At 71.8% G+C, this 18443-nt stretch carries 21 protein-coding genes; 15 read left to right on the forward strand and 6 right to left on the reverse strand.

Features of this window, described 5'->3' with window-relative positions; all coding sequences use genetic code 11:
• The first annotated feature begins 59 nt into the window (after positions 1-59).
• The 3 genes from ABZU52_RS05185 (at position 60) to ABZU52_RS05195 (ending at position 2941) form a co-directional block, all read left to right on the forward strand.
• The gene (locus ABZU52_RS05185; protein WP_354969813.1) at positions 60-1514 is read left to right on the forward strand and encodes a PAS domain-containing sensor histidine kinase; all 1455 of its coding nucleotides are present in this window, start codon (positions 60-62) and stop codon (positions 1512-1514) included.
• A 61-nt stretch (positions 1515-1575) separates the two neighbouring features.
• Positions 1576-1995 carry an ATP-binding protein gene (locus ABZU52_RS05190; protein WP_354969872.1) on the forward strand — a complete coding sequence of 140 codons (420 nt, stop codon included), beginning with the start codon at positions 1576-1578 and terminating at the stop codon, positions 1993-1995.
• 58 nt (positions 1996-2053) lie between these two features.
• A complete protein-coding gene (locus ABZU52_RS05195; protein WP_354969814.1) occupies positions 2054-2941 on the forward strand; it encodes a DUF5926 family protein in 888 nt (295 codons plus the stop codon).
• Between the two features lie 165 nt (positions 2942-3106).
• On the opposite strand, the gene ABZU52_RS05200 is transcribed toward ABZU52_RS05195, so the two are convergent.
• On the reverse strand, positions 3107-4324 hold the full coding sequence (locus tag ABZU52_RS05200; RefSeq protein ID WP_354969815.1) for an arginine deiminase: 1218 nt from the start codon (positions 4322-4324) through the stop codon (positions 3107-3109).
• A gap of 163 nt (positions 4325-4487) precedes the next feature.
• On the opposite strand from ABZU52_RS05200, the gene ABZU52_RS05205 reads away from it, so the two are divergent.
• From ABZU52_RS05205 to pheA, 5 genes are all read left to right on the forward strand, one after another.
• On the forward strand, positions 4488-5225 hold the full coding sequence (locus tag ABZU52_RS05205) for a hypothetical protein (RefSeq protein WP_354969816.1): 738 nt from the start codon (positions 4488-4490) through the stop codon (positions 5223-5225).
• A 167-nt stretch (positions 5226-5392) separates the two neighbouring features.
• Positions 5393-5851, forward strand: a complete 459-nt coding sequence (locus tag ABZU52_RS05210) for a hypothetical protein (protein WP_354969817.1) — start codon at positions 5393-5395, stop codon at positions 5849-5851.
• Between the two features lie 75 nt (positions 5852-5926).
• Positions 5927-6316, forward strand: a complete 390-nt coding sequence (locus ABZU52_RS05215; protein ID WP_354969818.1) for an ACT domain-containing protein — start codon at positions 5927-5929, stop codon at positions 6314-6316.
• Positions 6317-6398: 82 nt separating this feature from the next.
• A complete protein-coding gene (locus tag ABZU52_RS05220) occupies positions 6399-7028 on the forward strand; it encodes a hypothetical protein (RefSeq protein ID WP_354969819.1) in 630 nt (209 codons plus the stop codon).
• 10 nt (positions 7029-7038) lie between these two features.
• Entirely contained in the window at positions 7039-7995 is a 957-nt protein-coding gene (gene pheA, locus ABZU52_RS05225) for a prephenate dehydratase (RefSeq protein WP_354969820.1), read from the forward strand.
• A 66-nt stretch (positions 7996-8061) separates the two neighbouring features.
• On the opposite strand, the gene ABZU52_RS05230 is transcribed toward pheA, so the two are convergent.
• The 3 genes from ABZU52_RS05230 to ABZU52_RS05240 all read right to left on the reverse strand — a co-directional run bounded on the left by ABZU52_RS05230 (position 8062) and on the right by ABZU52_RS05240 (position 9842).
• Positions 8062-8784 carry an AIM24 family protein gene (locus tag ABZU52_RS05230; RefSeq protein ID WP_354969821.1) on the reverse strand — a complete coding sequence of 241 codons (723 nt, stop codon included), beginning with the start codon at positions 8782-8784 and terminating at the stop codon, positions 8062-8064.
• A 128-nt stretch (positions 8785-8912) separates the two neighbouring features.
• Positions 8913-9260 (reverse strand): metallopeptidase family protein, encoded by a 348-nt coding sequence (locus tag ABZU52_RS05235; RefSeq protein WP_354969873.1) that lies wholly within the window; start codon positions 9258-9260, stop codon positions 8913-8915.
• Positions 9261-9410: 150 nt separating this feature from the next.
• Positions 9411-9842: an OsmC family protein gene (locus ABZU52_RS05240; protein ID WP_354969822.1), complete on the reverse strand. Its 432-nt coding sequence runs from the start codon at positions 9840-9842 to the stop codon at positions 9411-9413.
• Positions 9843-9973: 131 nt separating this feature from the next.
• Here ABZU52_RS05240 and ABZU52_RS05245 point away from each other — a divergent pair, with 131 nt between their 5' ends.
• The 3 genes from ABZU52_RS05245 to ABZU52_RS05255 all read left to right on the forward strand — a co-directional run bounded on the left by ABZU52_RS05245 (position 9974) and on the right by ABZU52_RS05255 (position 13229).
• Entirely contained in the window at positions 9974-10714 is a 741-nt protein-coding gene (locus tag ABZU52_RS05245) for a hypothetical protein (protein WP_354969823.1), read from the forward strand.
• 881 nt (positions 10715-11595) lie between these two features.
• Complete coding sequence (locus tag ABZU52_RS05250) at positions 11596-12417, forward strand: HAD hydrolase family protein (RefSeq protein WP_354969824.1); 822 nt, start codon at positions 11596-11598, stop codon at positions 12415-12417.
• Positions 12417-13229, forward strand: a complete 813-nt coding sequence (locus ABZU52_RS05255; protein ID WP_354969825.1) for an HAD family hydrolase — start codon at positions 12417-12419, stop codon at positions 13227-13229. Before ABZU52_RS05250 ends, ABZU52_RS05255 begins: the two co-directional genes overlap by 1 nt.
• Before the next feature lie 2 nt (positions 13230-13231).
• Here the strand turns inward: ABZU52_RS05255 and ABZU52_RS05260 are convergent, their stop codons facing one another.
• Entirely contained in the window at positions 13232-13834 is a 603-nt protein-coding gene (locus ABZU52_RS05260) for a bacterial proteasome activator family protein (RefSeq protein WP_354969826.1), read from the reverse strand.
• Between the two features lie 84 nt (positions 13835-13918).
• Between ABZU52_RS05260 and ABZU52_RS05265 the strand changes: the two genes are divergently transcribed.
• The gene (locus tag ABZU52_RS05265; protein WP_354969827.1) at positions 13919-14716 is read left to right on the forward strand and encodes an alpha/beta hydrolase; all 798 of its coding nucleotides are present in this window, start codon (positions 13919-13921) and stop codon (positions 14714-14716) included.
• An 83-nt stretch (positions 14717-14799) separates the two neighbouring features.
• A complete protein-coding gene (locus ABZU52_RS05270; RefSeq protein WP_354969828.1) occupies positions 14800-15987 on the forward strand; it encodes an ABC transporter substrate-binding protein in 1188 nt (395 codons plus the stop codon).
• Positions 15988-16054: 67 nt separating this feature from the next.
• On the opposite strand, the gene ddaH is transcribed toward ABZU52_RS05270, so the two are convergent.
• A complete protein-coding gene (gene ddaH / locus ABZU52_RS05275; protein WP_354969829.1) occupies positions 16055-16888 on the reverse strand; it encodes a dimethylargininase in 834 nt (277 codons plus the stop codon).
• A 59-nt stretch (positions 16889-16947) separates the two neighbouring features.
• On the opposite strand from ddaH, the gene ABZU52_RS05280 reads away from it, so the two are divergent.
• Both ABZU52_RS05280 and ABZU52_RS05285 read left to right on the forward strand, forming a co-directional pair.
• Positions 16948-17412, forward strand: coding sequence for an Lrp/AsnC family transcriptional regulator (locus tag ABZU52_RS05280; protein WP_354969830.1), 465 nt, complete (start codon positions 16948-16950; stop codon positions 17410-17412).
• A 56-nt stretch (positions 17413-17468) separates the two neighbouring features.
• On the forward strand, positions 17469-18443 hold the full coding sequence (locus ABZU52_RS05285; RefSeq protein WP_354969831.1) for a zinc-binding dehydrogenase: 975 nt from the start codon (positions 17469-17471) through the stop codon (positions 18441-18443).

Consider the following 18443-nt stretch of genomic DNA (forward strand, 5'->3'; position numbering starts at 1 on the left):
CCCCGACCGGGAGCCGGGCGGGGGTGCCCAAAACCGGGCCGGCGGGGCAGACTCGGCACATGCCGGAGCGTATCGATTTCCCCGCTCTCATCGCCGGCCACACCGTCGTGATCGAGATGATCAACTCTGGGGACGCGGGCCTGCCGGTCCTCACCCAGCTGCTCCGGGTGGCCCAGCCGGCGCTCGGCGCGACCGGGATGGCGTTCGTCGAGTTCGGTCCGACCGGCGGTCGCGTGATCGCCGCGACCGGCGCGGCGGAGTGGACCCTCGGCCGACCACTGGCGGTCGACGACCCGGACACCGTCTGCCTGCTCGCCGGGCCACGGGTGATCCAGGTGCGGGTGGGTGACCTCAACGGCAAGCTGGCCGGCGAACTGGCCGGCAGCGGCCTGCGCCGGATGGTGGTCTCCCGGGCCGAGATCGGCGGTCACACCGTCGGCAGCCTGCACGCGTTCTATCCGGGCGATGACGAGCCGGGCGCCGAGCAGCAGGGAGTGGTGGCTTACCTCGCGTCCTGCGTCGGGCACATGTACGGCGACCAGAGTGGCCTGCCGGTGCACGGCGACGGCCCGGTGGTGGCGGCCCTCGCCGACGGGCTCGCCGTGGTCGACCGGGACGGGTACGTCCGGCTCTGGAACCCGGCCGCCGCCCAGGTCACCGGCCGGACGGTCGAGCAGGCGTTGAGCCGCCCGTTGCCGTTCCCGCTGCCGCCCTCCGGGCAGGTTCGGGACCACCGGATGCCGGACGGCCGCTGGCTGCGGATCACCTCCGGCGAGCTGCCCGGCCCGGGCACGTTGCGGGTGGTCACCTTCCGCGACATCACCGACCAGCAGCGCCGCGACCACGACCGGGAGCTGTTCGTCGCGGTGACCAGCCACGAGTTGCGGACCCCGGTCACCGTCATCAAGGGGTACGCGGACACCCTCACCGACCACTGGGAGTCGTTGACCGAGGTCGACCGACGGCAGGCGGCCCGGGTCATCGGGCAACGCGCCAACGAACTGGCCCGGTTGGTCGACCGGCTGCTCACCTCGGCGGCCGAGGTGGGGCCGGGCGACGACCCGCCCACCCCGTTCGACCTCGGCGAGGCGCTGCGCTCCGCCGTCGTGGACCTGCCAGCCGAGCTGCGCCGCCGGCTGGTGCTCCGCCTCCCCAGCGATCTGCCCAAGGCGCTCGGTCACCGGCCCAGCCTCGCCACCGTGCTGACCGAGTTGACGACGAACGCCGGTAAGTACTCGGCCCCGGATTCGCCCATCGAGATCACTGCCTCGGTCGACGGTCAACTGGTCGCGTTCCGGGTCAGCGACCAGGGCATCGGCATCCGACCCGAGCACGTGGAACGGGCCTTCGACCGGTTCTGGCAGGGCGAGTCCGGCGACCGTCGCGGCTATCCGGGGGCCGGACTCGGCCTCTATCTCGTCCGCCGGATCGTTGAACAGCAGAATGGATGGGTATCCCTACGTCCGAGGACCGGCGGCGGTACGGTCGCAGAGGTGCGGCTACCACGCGGTTGACCGAGGGTGGCGCGACGTGGAGGCGACGGTGGCAGCGGCAGTGAGGGATCGAGCCTGGTGCGTGGTGGTTCCCCACCACCCGGCCGGGGCACGGCTGGCCCGACACCGGCTCGCCGCCGAGCTGGCGGACGCCGTACCCCCGAGGCTCCTCGCGGACCTGATCGCGGTGCTCGCGGAGCTGGTGGGCAACGCGGTGCGGCACGCCCGACCTCTGCCCGGCGGCGTGATCCGGGTTGCCTGGCGGCTGCGGCCCTCGGCGCAGGGCGCACAGATCCAGCTGCGGGTCACCGACGGCGGCGGCGCGAGCACCGGGCCACGACTCCGGACGGCCAGCCCGGACGCGGCGGACGGGCGCGGGCTGCACATCGTGGCCGGCTTGGCCACCCGCTGGGGCGTCGAGCAGGACGGCATGGGCCAGCGCGTCTGGGCGGAGTTCGACCCGGTGCCGGCACCCCGACCCGACCTGGTGCCGGCGGGCTGAGTCGGCTCGGGCGGGTCCCGGCCACGGCGAGCCGCTCGGGGCTCTAGGCTGTGACGCCGTGAGTAAGCGTCGAAAGAGCCAGCGCACCGCCGCCGACAGCACCCCCCGTCGCGACAAGGTGCGGGACGTCTTCGTGCCGCGTCCGTTCGACGGGCTGGTGGACGAGTCAGAATGGATCGCGCTGCGCGAACTGGTGCCCGCCGCCTCCGCCCCGCTGCGGCTCGCGCCCGCGCTGGTCGAGGAGTTCGGTGACCGGGCCGCGACGCTCGCCACGGTGCTGCCGATGGCCGCCCCGGCGATCACCAAGCCGGACGGCCGGGTGCTCATCGGTCTCCAGCGCCACCAGCAGTCCGGCGACGTCTCCCGGGATCTGGCCGACGCGTTGCTGAGCGCGCTGCGTGCCGAGCCGGGTGGCCAGGTGACCGTGGCGCCGCTGCCCGGCCCCGGGCCCCGCCTCCAGGACATCCTCGTGGACGGCCCGCTGGACATCACCATGCACGACGGTTTCGACTTCTGGCTCGACCCCGGGGCCGCCGACGATCCGACCGTCCAGGCGTCGCTGGAGCGGGCGAACGCGGCCATCTACCCGACGGTGCGGCTGACCGCGGCGAAGGCCGCGTACTGGTGTCAGGTGCCGGAGAAGGCCCACGTGCGCTGGGTGCTGCCGGACGACGAGGACGCCGCCCTGGACGCGCTGGCCCGACTCGGCGCGGCCGGCACGCTGACGCTCGGCGAGCAGACCAAGTTCGCTGGCATGTTCCGCGCGCACGGTCGGCTCGTGCCGGTCTGGGATCTGCCGGAGGACACCCCGGCCGCCGAGTGGGAGGAGCCGGTGGCGCAGTTCGCCAAGCGGTACGCCGAGGCGCTCGCCGTCACCGAGCCCCTCGACGCCGCCGGCCGCCGGGCCCGCCAGGGGCTGCTCGGCCGCCAGCTCACCCTGCGCTGAGCCGAGCCGTCGTCGCGCCCAGCCGGGCGGTGGGTGCGGTCGTCCGCTCAGCCCGGGTGACGGCCCGGTCGTCCGCTCAGCCCGGGTGACGCCCGGTCGTCCGCTCAGCCCGGGTGACGGCCCGGTCCTCCGCTCAGCCCGGGTGACGGCCCGGTCGTCGCGCGTTCAGCCGGCGACGGGTAGCGGGTCGCGGGTGATCGGGCAGGACATGCAGCGCGGTCCGCCCCGACCGGAGCCCAACTCGGATCCGGCGATCGGGATCACCTCGATGCCGGCCCGCTCCAGTTGGGCGTTGGTCTCGGTGTTGCGCTCGTAGCCGACGCAGAGCCGGGGGGCCAGCGCGAGGGTGTTGTTGCCGTCATCCCACTGCTCGCGTTCCGCGGTGACCGGGTCCAGCCCGGTGTCGATGACCCGGAGCAGGTCGAGGTCCATCGCGTCGGCGGCGGCCCGCAGGAACGGCGCCGGCCCGTCCACCCGCGGGTCCTCGCCGTCCCCGCCGGCGATCACCGTGTACGCGGACAGCGTGCTGGCGATGTTGGGATACATCAGGACGGCGTCCACGTCGACCATCGTGCACACGGTGTCCAGGTGCATGGTGGCGCGCTTCTGGGCGATCGGCACCACCAGGATGGTGTGGGCCAGGCCGGCGGCGAAGACCTGCCGGCTGAGGCGTTCGGCACCGGCCGGGGTCGTCCGCTCGCCCACCCCGACCGCCAGCACCCCGGGTGCGAGCAGCAGCACGTCCCCGCCCTCCAGGTGCTCCAGGCCGGGGCGGTAGACGAACTCGGTGCCGGCGAACCGGGGGTGGTGGCGGTAGATGGCGTCGGTCAGGGTGGTCTCGCGGCGGCGGGCCGGCATGGCCAGGCTGGTGACACCGACCCGGTCGCCGATCCAGAGCGACGAGTCGCGGGTGAACAGCAGATTGGGCAGCGGATCGATGATGAAGTCGTGTCGGTCCATCAGCGTGTAGACCAGCCCACCCGGTCGCTCCGAGCTGATCCGCAACTCCTCGTGGGCCAGCCCGGCGGTGAGCACGTCGGCCAGGGCGGCCGGGTCCAGGTAGGAGAGGTGGTCGGCGACGCGGGCGCGCAGGGCGTCGCCGAGCCGTCGGGAGCGCAGCACCTGCTCGGTGAGTTCGGCCCGGGCGTCCGCGACGGCGAGTGTCTCGGCCAGCAGGGTGGCCAGATAGAGCACCTCCACGCCGCGCTCGCGCAGCGCGGCGGCGAACGCGTCGTGCTCCTCCTGGGCGCGCCCCACCCAGGGGATCGCGTCGAACAGGAGCGAATCGTTGTTGCGAGGGGTGAGCCGGGCCAGTTCGGGGCCGGGCCGGTGCAGCAGTACGGTGCCGAGCCGCCCGACTTCACTGTCGACGTAGTGGGTCACTCCCGCAGCGTAGGGCAGGGTTTAGCGGCATCCGAGAAAAGAACTGTGGATGAATATGGCATTCATCCACAGTCACTCCGGCGCTCCGGCTTGCCGAACACCGGTAGTGGCAACGTAGGGTAGTGAGGACATAACTTCGAGGGACCTTTTGCCGGAGGTCGCGATGACTGTCTTTCCCGCACGACGAGCCGTACCGTCCGCTCGGGCACTGCCGCCCGTCGCGGTGCCACACCCCCGCGTCGAGGCGCCGGGGGTTCTCGAACCGGTCCGTCCGACACCGCTCGAATGGGCCCGCCGACGTCGGGCCGAGCGGGGTGCACGCCGCCTGGAGGCGGCCGGGGCACGGGCGTTGGGCCAACTCGACCATCTCGGGCCTGCCTGGCACGTGATCGAGTGGCCGCGCACCGACGCGACAGACATCCTCGACCGCGGCCAGGACGACCGGGCCGGGTTCCTCGCCATCGGGCCGAGTGGCCTCTTCGCCGTGACCATCGCCGACCACGGCCGGGCCCGCGTGCTCGTCGCCGGAGACGTGGTGCAGATCAACGGCAAGCGCCCCCCGTACGTGGCGGAGTGCCGGCGGGACGCCAAACGGGCCAGCAAGGCACTCTCCGACGCTGTCGGGCTGCCCGTTCCGGTGACACCGGTGCTGACCTTCGTCGGCTCCGGCGTGATCAGCGTCTACGGCCTTCCGAAGGACTGTCTGATGGCCACCCACCGGGAACTGGACCGGCTGCTGGTCGCCGGCGGCAGCCGGATCAGCCCCGCCACCGCCGAGAAGCTTTCCCGGGTCGCACAGCACCCCGGCACCTGGCTGAACGGCACGTACCGTCCAACGGCCGACTACCGGTGGTACGACGAGGGCCGAACGGCCGCTGACAAGCCGGCCCACCGCCGGTAACGTCACCGGCGACGCCACGCGGCTCCGGTCCCCCCTCCACCTCACCGGTCTCCGCGCCGTCTCCGGTCGCCTCGGTTCACGTTGCGCGCCCGGCGACCCGGTGCGCTCGGTGATACCGTCGGCGACCCGCTAGCGTGGACAGTCGATCGGTGCACATAGGAGGCGCGGTGGCCCACGTCGAACTTTCGCTCTCGGAAGCGTTCGTGCCGGCGGTGCGGGCCTCAACAGAGCCGGAGTGCGACAACGTCGGCCAATGGTCGTCGACAGTGTCCCGGGCCGACGAGCCGTGTCTGCTGATCGACGCCGACACCCGAGTGGTGGCGATCTCCGCGGCCGGCTGCGAGTTGCTCTGCCTCGGTGAGCCGGCCGGGCTGATCGGGCGACCGCTGCTCGACGGCGGGCTACGCCTGCTCGATTTCACGGCCAACCGGGGTGAGCTGACCGAAGCCGAGATCGACAAGATCCCGCCCCTGTTGGCGCTCTCCTCCGGCCGACTCGCCCGTGGGCTGCTCCGGGTTCAGGCCGCCTCGGCGAACAGCTCCGACGCGACAGTCGACGCGATCTCCACACCGGTGCTCACCGACGGCACCGTGGCCGGCTCACTCACCTTCTTCTCCGAGGTCTGACCTGCGGCGGAGTGTGTCATGCGCCGCACGCGGCGTTGCCGGGGTGGGCCCGCACGAAGGCCGTAGGGTGCCCTCATGCTCGATATCGCTCTGCTGCCGGGGGAATACGCTGTGTGTCGGCTGGCCGCCGGCACCACCCTGCCGTACGCGCTGTCGAGCGGGCTACGCGGCGCGGACGTGGTGACGGTGAGCTGGACCTCCGACGGGATCTCCGTGATCTGCCCGGCCGAGCGGGCGCCAGCCCAGGCCGTGATGGAGACCACCTGGCGCTGCCTGCGGGTCACCGCCCCGGTAGCGCTGGCCGGCACCGGCAGCCTGGCCGCGCTCGTCGACCCGCTCGCCGAGGCACGGGTCAGCGCCGTCACGTTCTCCACGTTCGATACCGACTATCTGCTGGTGCCGACCGTCCGGCTGACCGAGGGCACGACGGCGCTCCAGCGCGCCGGGCACCGGGTCACCGGCTGACCTTCACCCGATCGGCCGCTCACCCTACGATGGGCTCGGCCACCCCCGGCCGCGAATTCTCCGATGTCCCGAGGATCGGCCCGTGCCGTTCACCCCGCCCCACCCCGCGCCCCCCGCACCGCGGGCGACGATGCCCACCCCACCGGCGGCGGCTCCTGGCCGGGCCGCCGAACGCGTTCCTGCCCGGGGTATCGCCGTAGCCCTGCCGATGGTGCTCACCTCGCTCGCCGTCGCGGCACTGGCCGGCTGTGGCGCCCCACCCGGGCTGGAGGAGCCGACCAGCGTGCCCACCCACACCGCGGCCCCGACGCCGTCCAACCCGAGCACCACACCGGCCACCCCGCCGACCACCACACCGTCTCTCGGTACGGTCACGCCCACCCCGGACGCCGGGCTGGTCGCGACCCCCTGCCGCAACGGGCCGACCGGGCAGCGGGTGCTGCAACTGCTGCGCGGCCGGGCCGGAGTGCTGCCGGCGAACGTCCGGGTCCAGGTCCGCACCGGGCCGCTCTGCGCCGCCGACTGGCAGTTCACCGTGCTGGCGGTGACCGGGCACGAGGAACTCCAGGTGATCACCCGCGGCGAGCCCAACTCCCCGGTCCTGGTCACCGCCGGCACGGACGTCTGCACCATCGAGGTACGCGCCACCAGCCCGGCCGGGATCCGCACCCTCGCCTGCGACGCCGGCCCGGCCGAGGGACCGGGTGCGTAGGCTGATCGTCATGCCGGGAACACCGCCGACACGTTTCGTCTTCCTCGGGCCGGAGGGCACCTTCGCCGAGCAGGCCCTGCGTTCCATACCTGCCGCCGAGCGCGGCACCCGTACGCCCGCCCGCAGCGTCGGAGAGGCGCTGGACAGCGTCCGCGCCGGCGACGCCGACGCCGCGCTGGTGCCGCTGGAAAACTCGATCGGCGGCGCGGTGGGCGTCACGCTGGACGAGATGGCCGAGGGCGAGCCGTTGGTGATCACCCGGGAGGTGATCCTGCCGGTGGAGTTCGTGCTCGCCGCCCGGCCCGGCACCTCGCTGTCCTCGATCCGCACCGTGGCGGCCCATCCACAGGCGTCCACCCAGTGCCGGGGCTGGCTGCGCGACCACCTGCCCGACGCGGTGGTGGTCGACGTGCTCTCCAACGGCGCGGCCGCCGCCGGTGCCGGCGCGGGTGAGTACGACGCGGCGATCTGCGCACCGATCGGCGCCTCCCGGCACCGACTCACGATCCTCGCCGACAAGATCGCCGACCACCCGGACGCGGTGACCCGGTTCGCGCTGGTGTCCCGCCCCGGGCCGCCCCCGCCGCCGACCGGTGACGACCTCACCTCGCTCGCGGTCTACATCGCCCACGACCGGGTCGGCGCGCTGCTGTCCGTACTGATGGAGTTGGCCGTCCGGGGGGTCAACCTCACTCGGATCGAGTCCCGTCCGACCGGCGAGGCGCTGGGCCGCTACGTCTTCTTCCTGGACTGCACCGGCCACGTGGCCGACGTACGCCTGGGTGAGGCGTTGCAGGGGCTCCGCCGGGTCTGTGCCGACGTCCGCTTCCTCGGCTCCTATCCCCGGCACCGGTGGGCCGAGGCTGCGGGCGAACGCCCGGTGCCTGCGCCGGCCGGCCTCTCCGACGTCGACTACGCCGACGCGGCGGCCTGGCTGGCCCGACTGCGAACCGGCGAGTTGACCTGACCGGGGGCGCCCCGACGCCACGACCGATCGCCTCAACAGATCGGGAACGCCCCCGGGCCGCTGTGGTCAGCTCAGCAGGCCGCCGAGCAGGCCGCCCTCCTGCTGCTGCTGGCCGCTGCCCATCACCGGCGGCTCCTCGGACGGCTGCACCACGACGAAGCCCTGACCGGCGAAGCTCATGGTGAACGACTCACCGGTGCGGCGGCCGAGCAGTGTGCCGAGGCCGAGCTGCTCGGCCCGGTGGTAGCCGGTCTGGAGGTTGGCTGACCAGCAGACCGCAGCCTGCGGGTCGACGTACGTCGGGGCGTCCACGTTGAGCACGACCGGGGTGCCCTTGGTGGTGATGGCGATCCGCCCGTAGCCGCTGAACACGCAGTTGAAGAGGCCGGACGAGGACGCCATCCCGGCGCCGCCGACCATCCTGATGTCGTACTGGAGGGTGGAGTCGAAGGCGAGCACGCTGGACCCGTTGATGGAGAGGGCGTCGCCCGGCTCCAGGTCGATGATGTGCACGTCCTTGGCCAGCTCGGCGAGGAACACGTCACCCTGGCCGGTGACCTTCATCAGCGGGACGCCTTCGCCGGTGAGCTTCTGCTTGAGGAACTTGCCGAGCCCGCCCGAGCCCAGCGCCTGGAACTGCACATTCCCCTGGTAGGCGACCATTGACCCGACCCGGGCCATCGCCTCGCCGTTGAGCTCGATCTTCAACATCTTGGAGTTCTGCAACCGCATGCCGGGCTGCGCGGACTCCTTCTCCAGATTTTCCGCGGAGAACAGCTCGCTGCGCATGAAAGGGCCTCCTGAATAGGGTCACGTTCGCTGCACCGACGGTAGGCGACCTCGGCAAGCACCGGCCATCAGCCGGGCGGCGCGGCGTGGTCGTACGACGCGAGCGGGCGGACGTCGAGCGGCGGGGCTCAGCCCCAGCCGAGCGCGTGCAACCGCGCGTCGTCGATGCCGAAGTGGTGGGCGATCTCGTGCACCACGGTCACCGCCACCTCGTCGATGACGTCCTCATCGTTGTCGCAGATCCGCAAAATCGGATGGCGGTAGATGAAGATCCGGTCCGGCAGCACACCGGAGTAGTTCCAGCCGCGCTCGGTGAGCGCATGCCCCTCGTAGAGGCCGAGCAGGTCGACCTCTCCCGGTGGTGGGTCGTCCTCGACCAGGATCACCACGTTGTTCATCAGGCCGAGCAGTTCTTCGGGCACCTCGTCGAGGGCTTCGCCGACCAACTCCTCGAAGCGCTCACGGCTCATCTCCACCGGCACCTCGCCCATTGTGCCCGACGCGGGGGCACCCGACCCGGTCCTGCTGGACGACAGTGGGCCGTCATCCGCACATGCACGGAAGAAGCGACCACCCGGGACCGGGCGGAGGCTCCTTCCGTGGACGTACGGTGTGGGTCGGCTCGCTCAGGCAGCCAGGCGGGCGCTGAGGGTGATCTCGGCACCCGGCGAGAGCAGGCGGGAGATCGGGCAGTTGGCCTTGGCGGCCTCGGCGAGCTTCTGGAACTCCGCGTCGTCGATGCCCGGGACCTGCCCGACCGTCTCCAGGTCGATCCGGGTCACGGTCATGCCGGCGTCGGTCTTGTCCAGGTGCACCTTGGCGGTGGTCTCGACCGAGGTGGCCGTCGAGCCCGCGTCGGCAAGCGCCTTGGAGAACGCCATCGAGAAGCAGGCGGCGTGCGCGGCGGCGATCAGCTCCTCGGGGTTGGTGCCCTCACCCTCCTCGAAGCGCGACTTGAAGGAGTAGTTGCCGGACAGGCCGCCCTTACCGGTGCGGACCGTGCCCGCGCCCTCGGTGAGATTGCCCTGCCACTGTGCTGAAGCGGTACGGATTGGCATGGGGCAAACGCTAGCGGAAAGGCGACCGCCGAGCGACAGACCGGCGCGCTCGCCAGCCCTGCGATCCCTGTCACCACCAGCTTGCTGTGCCATGATGCGACCCAGGTCCGTGACCGGCGGAAGGGTGGCCGATGTCCGAGGAGCTTCCAATCCCGCGGCAGGGCGACCGCTCCGAGTCCCCGGCCGTGATCGAGTGGGGTGCCGTCGACCCGCCCGCGCGACGCCGGTTCGCCTGGTCCCTGGCCTACTTCGCGCAGGATCCCCGGCTACCTCTGCTGCTCGCCGGCCTGGGCGCGGTGGCCGCGATCGCCTCGCTCATTGGCGAGTGGGTGGTGATGAGCCTGCCGAACGGCGGGCCCGAGGGAAACGCGACGATCGAGGTGCCCGCCGGGGTGTCCGAGGTCGGTGGCTTCGGAGTCGGCTACCTGGTCGGGCTTCTCGCCCTCGTCTGCACCGTGACGCTGGCGTTGCGCGGCACAGCGGCCGTGCGACCGAACGCCCGGCTGGCCGGTCTCACCCTGGCCGGCGCCCTGCTGGTGCTGCTGGTGGCCGCCACGGCCACCCTCAACGACCCCGGTCAGCGAAACTTCTTCTACTCGCCCCAGGACGGCTTCCAGGCCGAGTACGGCCGTGGGTTGGTGATGGCGTTCGCCGCCTGTGTGCTGTTCGCGGCGGCGCTGCGGCTGGCGCCCGCCGCACCCCCCGGCGCGTTCGCCGGGCCACCGGACGACGACCGGCCCGCCGACGCGCCAGCACCGCGCCCCTGGCGCCGCCGTCGAGACCGCGACCCGATCGAGGACGGCCTCCCCGCCCCCGCCGACCTGACCGTCACCCCCGCCGCCCCCTTCGCCCGCCCCGACCCCCAGCCCTAACCCACCCCCACCGTCACACCACCCCACCTCAACCCACGCCCACACCCACGCCCACGCCCACGCCCACGCCCACGCCCACGCCCACGCCCACGCCCACGCCAAGATCATGCTTGAACATGGATGTCAACACCATTGCGTTAGCGCTGTGGCCGGCGGGTCAACCCGTGCTGAAGAAGGGGCTCCTGGTCGATCACCGTAGGTGGAGCGAGAAGTTCGCGCCGATCTTGCGGCTGCGGCTGTCGACATGGGGTGTAATGCACCTTATGTCGCGACACAAAGCGCAAGATCGCGGAGCAGGGGCAGTGCGCGCGCGGCGATCATGCAGTTATGGTGCCCGGCTTAGTGGTTTACGGGCGTTTTGTTGCCCACCACAACTGCATGATCGGCGAGGTGGCGCCGGTTGACGAACAGCCGTTCCGCCTAACGCAATAGCGTTGACTTCCTTGATTGAGCACGATCTTGGCGTGAGCGTCGATCTGGCGGACGGGCCTCGCTTCTGATGCGGCATAACGCCCACAAGGGCAGCACGGCGACCGGAAGTGCAAGGTCGCGGGAAACAAGGGTGCGCGGGGCAACAAAGGCGCGCGGAGGAACGAAGGCGCGCGGGGAACGAAGGGCGCGCGGGGAACGAAGGGCGTGCGGGGAAACGAAGGGCGTGCGGGAAAACGAAGGGCGTGCGGGAAAACGAAGGGCCTGCGGGGAAACGAAGGGCGTGCGGGGACACAAGGGGACACCGCACGGGCGCTGCGGGTTGGCGTCCGATTCGCCTGGAAGCCATGGATGCGACCCGTTCCGCGAGGTACGGTTGCTGCCCGCCGTCACGCCGGGCCTCGCACTCCCTGGCCATGGCAGGTGCGACGGCGGCGGGCGAAGGAGGAACGATGACCCGCCCGGGACTGCCCAAGTTGATCGCGACCGACCTCGACGGGACGCTGGTCCGCAGCGATGACACCGTCTCCGCGTACACCCATGGGGTGCTCGACCGGGTGCGCGCCGCCGGAATTCCGGTGGTCGGCGCGACCGGACGCGGCCCTCGGTTGACCGAGTTGACCCGCAACGACATCCGCGCCGCCGACTTCCTGGTGATGGCCGGCGGTGGGCGGGTGGTCGACCAGAGCGACCCGAGCGGCCCGGTGGTGCTCCGCGACGAGCGGTTGCCCGCCGAGGTGCTCGCCCGGCTGCTCGCCGACCTGGAGGCGGAGGTCGGCCCGCTGACCGTGATGGTCGAGGCGTCCGACGAGCATGACGCCCCGCTCTGGGGCGACTATCACGAGAGCTGGCCCTACCAGGACCGCTTCGAGGAGCGCACGCGCGACGAGTGCCTCGCCTGCGATGTGATCAAGGCCTTTGCCCGGACCGCCGACCACCACGTGGACGAGTTGCTGGCGGTGGCCCGCCGGATCGTGCCGCCGCAGGTCGCCACGCTCACCCAGGCCGGGCTCGGGTTCATCGAGATCTGCCCGCCCGGGGTGGACAAGGCGACCGGGCTGACCGTGGTGGCGCAGACCCTCGGGGTCGACCCGGCCGATGTGCTGGTCTTCGGTGACATGCCCAACGACCTGCCGATGTTCGAGTGGGCCGGCTGGTCGCGGGTGGCGGTGGCCAACGCGCACCCCGCTCTGCGCGCCGTCGCCGACGAGGTGACATTGCGCAACGACGACGACGGGGTGGCGGTGTATCTGGACCGGCTACTGTCCCGGTAATGGGAGACACGCCCCGCCTGATCGCCACCGACATCGACGGCACGCTGATCCGCGACGACCACACCGTCAGCCCACGCACCGCCGACCTGCTCGCGCGGATCTCCGCGCGAGGCACGCCGGTCGTCCTGGTCACCGGCCGTCCGGTCCGCTGGCTCAAGATGGTGTACGACCAGCTGGTCAAGCCGCTGCCGGCGATCTGTGCCAACGGCGCCGTGGTCTACGACCCGTTCTCCGACGAGGTGGTGCGGGCTGACCCGCTCGCGCCGCATCATCTGGCCGAGGTGGCCCGGAGGCTACGGGCCGAGGTGCCGGGAATCAGCTTCGCCGTGGAGATCCTGAACAGCCGGGAGATGCGACACGAGGCGCACTATCCGCTGCGCTGGGACGCCGACGCCGACGGCATCCGGCCGATCGAGACGCCGGAGGAGTTGCTGTCGGTTCCGGCGGTGAAGCTTCTCGCCCGAGCCGGCGAGCAGGACCCGGACGCCTTCGCCGAGTTGATCGCCAGGGCGGTGGCGGGCCTGGCCGAGGCCACGCACTCGTCGTCCTCCGGGCTGGTGGAGATTTCCGCGACCGGCGTGACCAAGGCGGCGGGTCTGGCCTGGTACTGCGACCAGATCGGGGTGGCGGCGGAGGACGTGCTGGCCTTCGGCGACATGCCGAACGACGTACCGATGCTGACCTGGGCCGGGCGTGGCGTGGCGGTGGCCAACGCGCACCGCGCCGTCCTGGCGGTCGCCGACGACGTGACGACAGCGAACACCGAGGACGGCGTGGCGGCGTACCTGGAAAAGATCTTCGGGTTGGACTGAGGTCAGAGGTACTGGCCGGTGTTGTGACCCTCGCCGCCGCCCGGCTGGCCCATGCCCGGCATCCCGGGGACGACCCCGCCGGGGCCACTGGGCAGCGCCTGCCGGCCACCGCGCATCTGCTCCAGCTGCACCCGGGCGGCCATCTGCTGGGCCACCAGGGCCGCCTGGATGCCGTGGAACAGACCCTCCAGCCAGCCGACGAGCTGGGCGTGCGCGATCCGCAACTCGCCCTCGCTGGGGGCCTTGTCCTCGGCGAAGGGCAGCGAGATGCGCTCCAGCTCGTCGCGCAGCTCGGGGGCGAGGCCCTCCTTGAGCTCGACGATCGACCGCTCGTGGATCTCCCGCATCCGGTTGCGGCTGGCGTCGTCGAGCGGTGCCGCCTTCACCTCCTCCAGCAACTGCTTGATCATGCTGCCGATCCGCATGACCTTGGCCGGCTGTTCGACCAGGCGGGTCGGGTCCTCGCCGTGGCCCTCGTCGGTCTGCATCGTGCCGATCGGCCGACCGTCCGGGCCGACCACCACAACGGTGCCGGGGTGGCCGGAGTCGTCGGGGCCGGGCTCGTCGTTCTGTCCAGCGGAGCGCGCTTCGGTCATGGGGTCCATCTTTACCCAGCGGGCGCGAGCCATTCCGCCCGGGACCGACTCCCGGGGCCGAACCACCCGGGCGGGGCGCGCTACCGTCGCGCCATGTCTGTGGACCCGCGCGCCGTGCTGACCCGGCCCGCACCGGAGCCGGACCGGACCGTGGCGTACGGGGACGACCCGAACCAGGTGGCCGATCTGCGCCTCCCGGCGGGAGCCGGGCCGGCGCGGCCGCTGGTCGTCGTCCTGCACGGCGGGTTCTGGCGGGCCGAGTACGACCGGCGGCACACCGGCCCGCTGGCCGCTGCCCTCGCCGCTGACGGCTACCTGGTGGCGCAGCTGGAGTACCGCCGCACGGGGCAGCCGGGGGGCGGCTGGCCGGGCACCCTGACCGATGTACTGACCGGGGTGGCCGAGCTGCCCGCGCTGGCGGCCGAGGCGCTGCCCGGTCGGGTGAGCCTGGCCGCGCCGATCCTGGTCGGGCACTCCGCAGGCGGCCACCTGGCGCTGTACGTGGCGGCCACCGCCCCGGCGACGGTGGGCGGGGTGCTCGCCCTGGCCCCGGTGGCGGACCTGGGCGAGGCGTACCGGCGAGATCTGGACTCTGGCGCGGTTGCCGCGCTGCTCGGCGGCGGCCCGGAGCAGGTCCCGGACCGGTATGCGGCAGCGGATCCACGGATGTTGGTACCGATACGGGCACGGACAGTAGTCGTGCATGGCTCGGACGATCATCAGGTTCCGGTGGAGATGAGCCGCGATTTCGTCGCGGCGGCTCGTGCCGCAGGTTCCGATATCTCCCTTGTTGAACTGCCTGGATGCGAGCATTTCGGGCTGATCGACCCGGAGTCCGTCGCCTGGCCTCAGGTCCCTGCTGTGTTGCGGTCCCTGCACGATGATCACTAGCCATTGACGCAGCGTCGCGGACCAGGTAGAACGCCGGAGGGGGCGGTGTTCGGCCCCTGTAACGCTTCCGTGGAAGGAACTCGGTGTCGCAGATGAATCGCAGGCGGGCGCTCCAACTGTTGGCCGCGCTCGGTACCACCGGGTTCGTCGCCGCGTGTGGCTCAGACAGTGACGCCGAATCGGCTGCCGACCGCAGCCCGGTCAAGATCGGTTTGATCACGCCGCAGGCCGGCGGTTTCAAGAGCATCGGCGACGACATCACCAATGGCTTCCAGCTCTTCCTCGACCTGCACGACCAGCGGCTGGGTGGTCACCCGGTGGAGCTGCTGACCGCCGACGAGGGCGAGACCGCAAAGACCGGCAAGGCCGCCGTCGAGGGCCTGCTCAAGCAGGGCGTGCTGGCGCTCACCGGCGTGGTCAACTCGGCGGTGATGGTCGGCATCCGGGACACCGTGGAGCAGGCCCGGGTCCCGCTGATCGGCTCCAACGCCTCACCGAGCAGCCTGCAGAGCGTCTTCTACATCTGGCGGACCTCGTACGTGCTCGACGAGGCCGGCCGGGCGCTGGGCCGCTACCTGCGCGACCAACTGCCGGCGAACGCCCGCGTCGCGATCGTCATGCCGGAGAACGTCGGCAGCCCGGACGTGGTCCGCGGCTTCCGGCAGGAGTTCGGCACGAGCGACCCGCGGATCCGCGACGCGGTGACCTACACCAGCGCCGCCCCCAACCCCGGCAAGACGACGTACGCCTCGGACATCAACAAGGCGCTGTCCAAGAATCCCACTGCGGTCTTCTGCTTCTTTGCCGGAGCGGCGGCGGTGGAGTTCATCAAGCAGCTGCGCGAGAAGTTCGCCGGGCCGATCTACGCACCCGGCTTCCTCACCGAGGGCACGGTGCTGGAGAACCTGAAGGACAACGCGCTGGGCATCCAGACCGCGTTGAACTACTCGGCCGACCTGAACAACACGTCGAACCGGGTCTTCGCCTCGGCGTACCGCAAGAAGTACCAGGCCACCCCCACCACGTACGCGATGGCGTCGTACGACGCGGCGCAGGTGCTCGACCAGGCCATCCAGCTGGCCGGTGGGAAGCCCACGCCGCAGCAGGTCAACCTGGCGCTGGGCAAGATCGGCCAGATCGACAGCCCGCGCGGCATCTGGCAGTTCAACCAGCCGCGTACCCCGCAGCAGAAGTGGTACCTGCGCGAGGTGCAGCGCGACGGTCAGGTCATGTCGAACGTGCTGATCAACGAGCTGGCCACCCTGGGCTGAACGCCCACCCGCAACACGATTCGGGGCCGGTCTCCCAGTGGGAGGCCGGCCCCGAGACGTTCGCGGGTCAGTGCCGCAGTTCGGCGATGCAGCACTTCACGCTGCCGCCGCCCTTCTTCAGCTCGGCCAGCTCGACGGGGACCGGGGTGTACCCGGCCGCCTTGAGCTTGCCGGCCAGGCGAGTGGCCTCGCTGTTGAGCACCACGTTCGCGCCGTCGCTGACCAGGTTGAGCCCGAAGGCCATCGCGTCCTCGTCGTCGGCGATCACCGCGTCCGGGAAGAGTTGGGTGAGCACCCGCTGGCTGGCCGCGGAGAACGCGCCCGGGAAGTAGACGATGTTCGCGTCGTCGATGGCCGCGAGCGCCACGTCCAGGTGGTAGAAGCGGGGGTCGATCAGGCGCAGCGACACCACCGGACGGCCCAGCGCCTCCTGCGCCTCGGCGTGCGCCGGAATCTCGGTGCGGAAGCCGTGCCCGGCCAGGATCAGCCCACCGTGCGCCTCCGGCACGTACGCGAAGTCGCCCTCACCCTCGTTGGTCTCGCTGGGTGCGATGAACCGCCAGCCCTGCGCCTCGTAGAAGGCGTGGTGGGCGGCGGCTTCGGCGGCCCGCTGCTCGTGCTTGAACCGGGCGCCGTAGACGCTGCCGTCCACCACGAAGCCACCGTTGGCGGCGTAGACCATGTCGGGCAGGCCCTGCTCGGGGGTGAGCAGGTGCACCTCGTGGCCGAGGCCGACAAGCGTCTCGCGCAGCCGGTCCCACTGTTTGACGGCCAGGTCCCGGTCGACCGGGGTGGTCACGTCCATCCACGGGTTGATGGCGTACTCGACCGCGAAATAGTCCGGCGAGCACATGAGATATGTCCGCTTTCGCGGGAAACGCTGCTGGTTCACGGTCACCAAGAGTAGGTACCGTGGGACTTTGAAAACAGCCACAAGCATTGCTTCCCAGAGGCGGAACGTTGCAGATAGACGCGGTAGATCAGCGAATCATTGCGTTACTCGTCGCGGACGCCCGCGCGTCCTTCGCCGACATCGGCGCTCGGGTGTCACTCTCCGCCCCAGCGGTCAAGCGTCGCGTCGACCGACTGCGCGCCACCGGCGTGATCAGGGGATTCACCGCTGTCGTTGATCCGGCCGCGGTCGGCTGGACCACTGAGGCCTTCGTCGAGCTGTTCTGCGCCGGCCGGACCACCCCGGCGCAGATCGGCGTGGCCGCCCGCCGACACCCCGAGGTGGTCGGCGCGTACACCGTCTCCGGGGAGGCGGACGCGCTCGTGCACCTGCGCGCCGCCGACATCGCCCATCTGGAGGCAGCGCTGGAGCGGCTGCGGGCCGAGTCCTTCGTGACCTCCACCCGCAGCACCATCGTGCTCTCCCGGCTGGTCGAATCGCCAGGCGTGGGCCCGTCCCCCGGCCGACCTTGACCTCAACCCCGGTTGAGGCAGTTGACTGGCCGTTACGCGCGGGCACGACGCCCGCCGTGACCGAGGAGGACCGCATGCGGGCGATCTGGTTACGCGAGTTCGGCGGACCCGAGGTGCTGGTGCCCGGCCCGGCGCCCGACCCGGTGCCCGGCCCCGGCCAGGTGCTGATCGACGTCGCGCACGCGAACATCACCTTCATCGAGACGCAGCTACGCTCCGGTCGCCCCGGCCCGTTCCGGCTCACCCCACCGCTGATCCCGGGCAACGGCGTCGGCGGGGTGATCGCCGCCGTCGGGTCGGACGTCGACCCGGCGCTGACCGGGCGCCGGGTCGTCAGCGCCACCGGCGGCTCCGGCGGGTACGCCGAACGGGCGGTGGTGGACGCGTCCGCACCCTTCGAGGTGCCGGCCGGGCTGGCACTGGACGACGCGGCGGCCCTGCTGGCCGACGGGCGCACCGCCACCATGCTGCTCGAGGCGGCCGGCGTCCGCCCCGGTGACCGGGTGCTGGTGGAGGCGGCAGCGGGCGGCGTGGGCAGCCTGCTCGTGCAGCTCGCGGCACGCGCCGGCGCACGGGTGATCGGTGTGGCCGGCGGCGCGCGCAAGGTGGACCTGCTGCCCGACCTCGGTGCCGACCTGACGGCCGACTACCGCCTGCCGGGCTGGGCCGACCAGGTCCGGGACGCGGTGGGCGGAGTCGACGTGGTGTTCGACGGCGTCGGCGGCCCAATCGCCCGGACGGCGTTCGAGTTGCTGGACCCGGGTGGCCGGATGGTCAGCTTCGGGTTGGCCAGCGGCGAGTGGTCCCCGGTGCCGGCGGAGGACGCCGCAGCGCGGCACATCACGCTGATCCGGCCGGACGTGCCGCCCGCGCGGATGCGGGCGTACACCGAACAGGCCCTGACGGGCGCGGCGGCCGGCCAGCTACGGCCGCTCATCGGCCAGCGATTCCCGCTGGAACACGCCGCCGACGCGCACGCCGCCATCGAGGCGCGCGCGACGGTCGGCAAGACCCTGCTGGACGTGACCTGA

The sequence above is a fragment of the Micromonospora sp. NPDC005220 genome, from assembly GCF_040607895.1.
Classification (GTDB): domain Bacteria; phylum Actinomycetota; class Actinomycetes; order Mycobacteriales; family Micromonosporaceae; genus Micromonospora.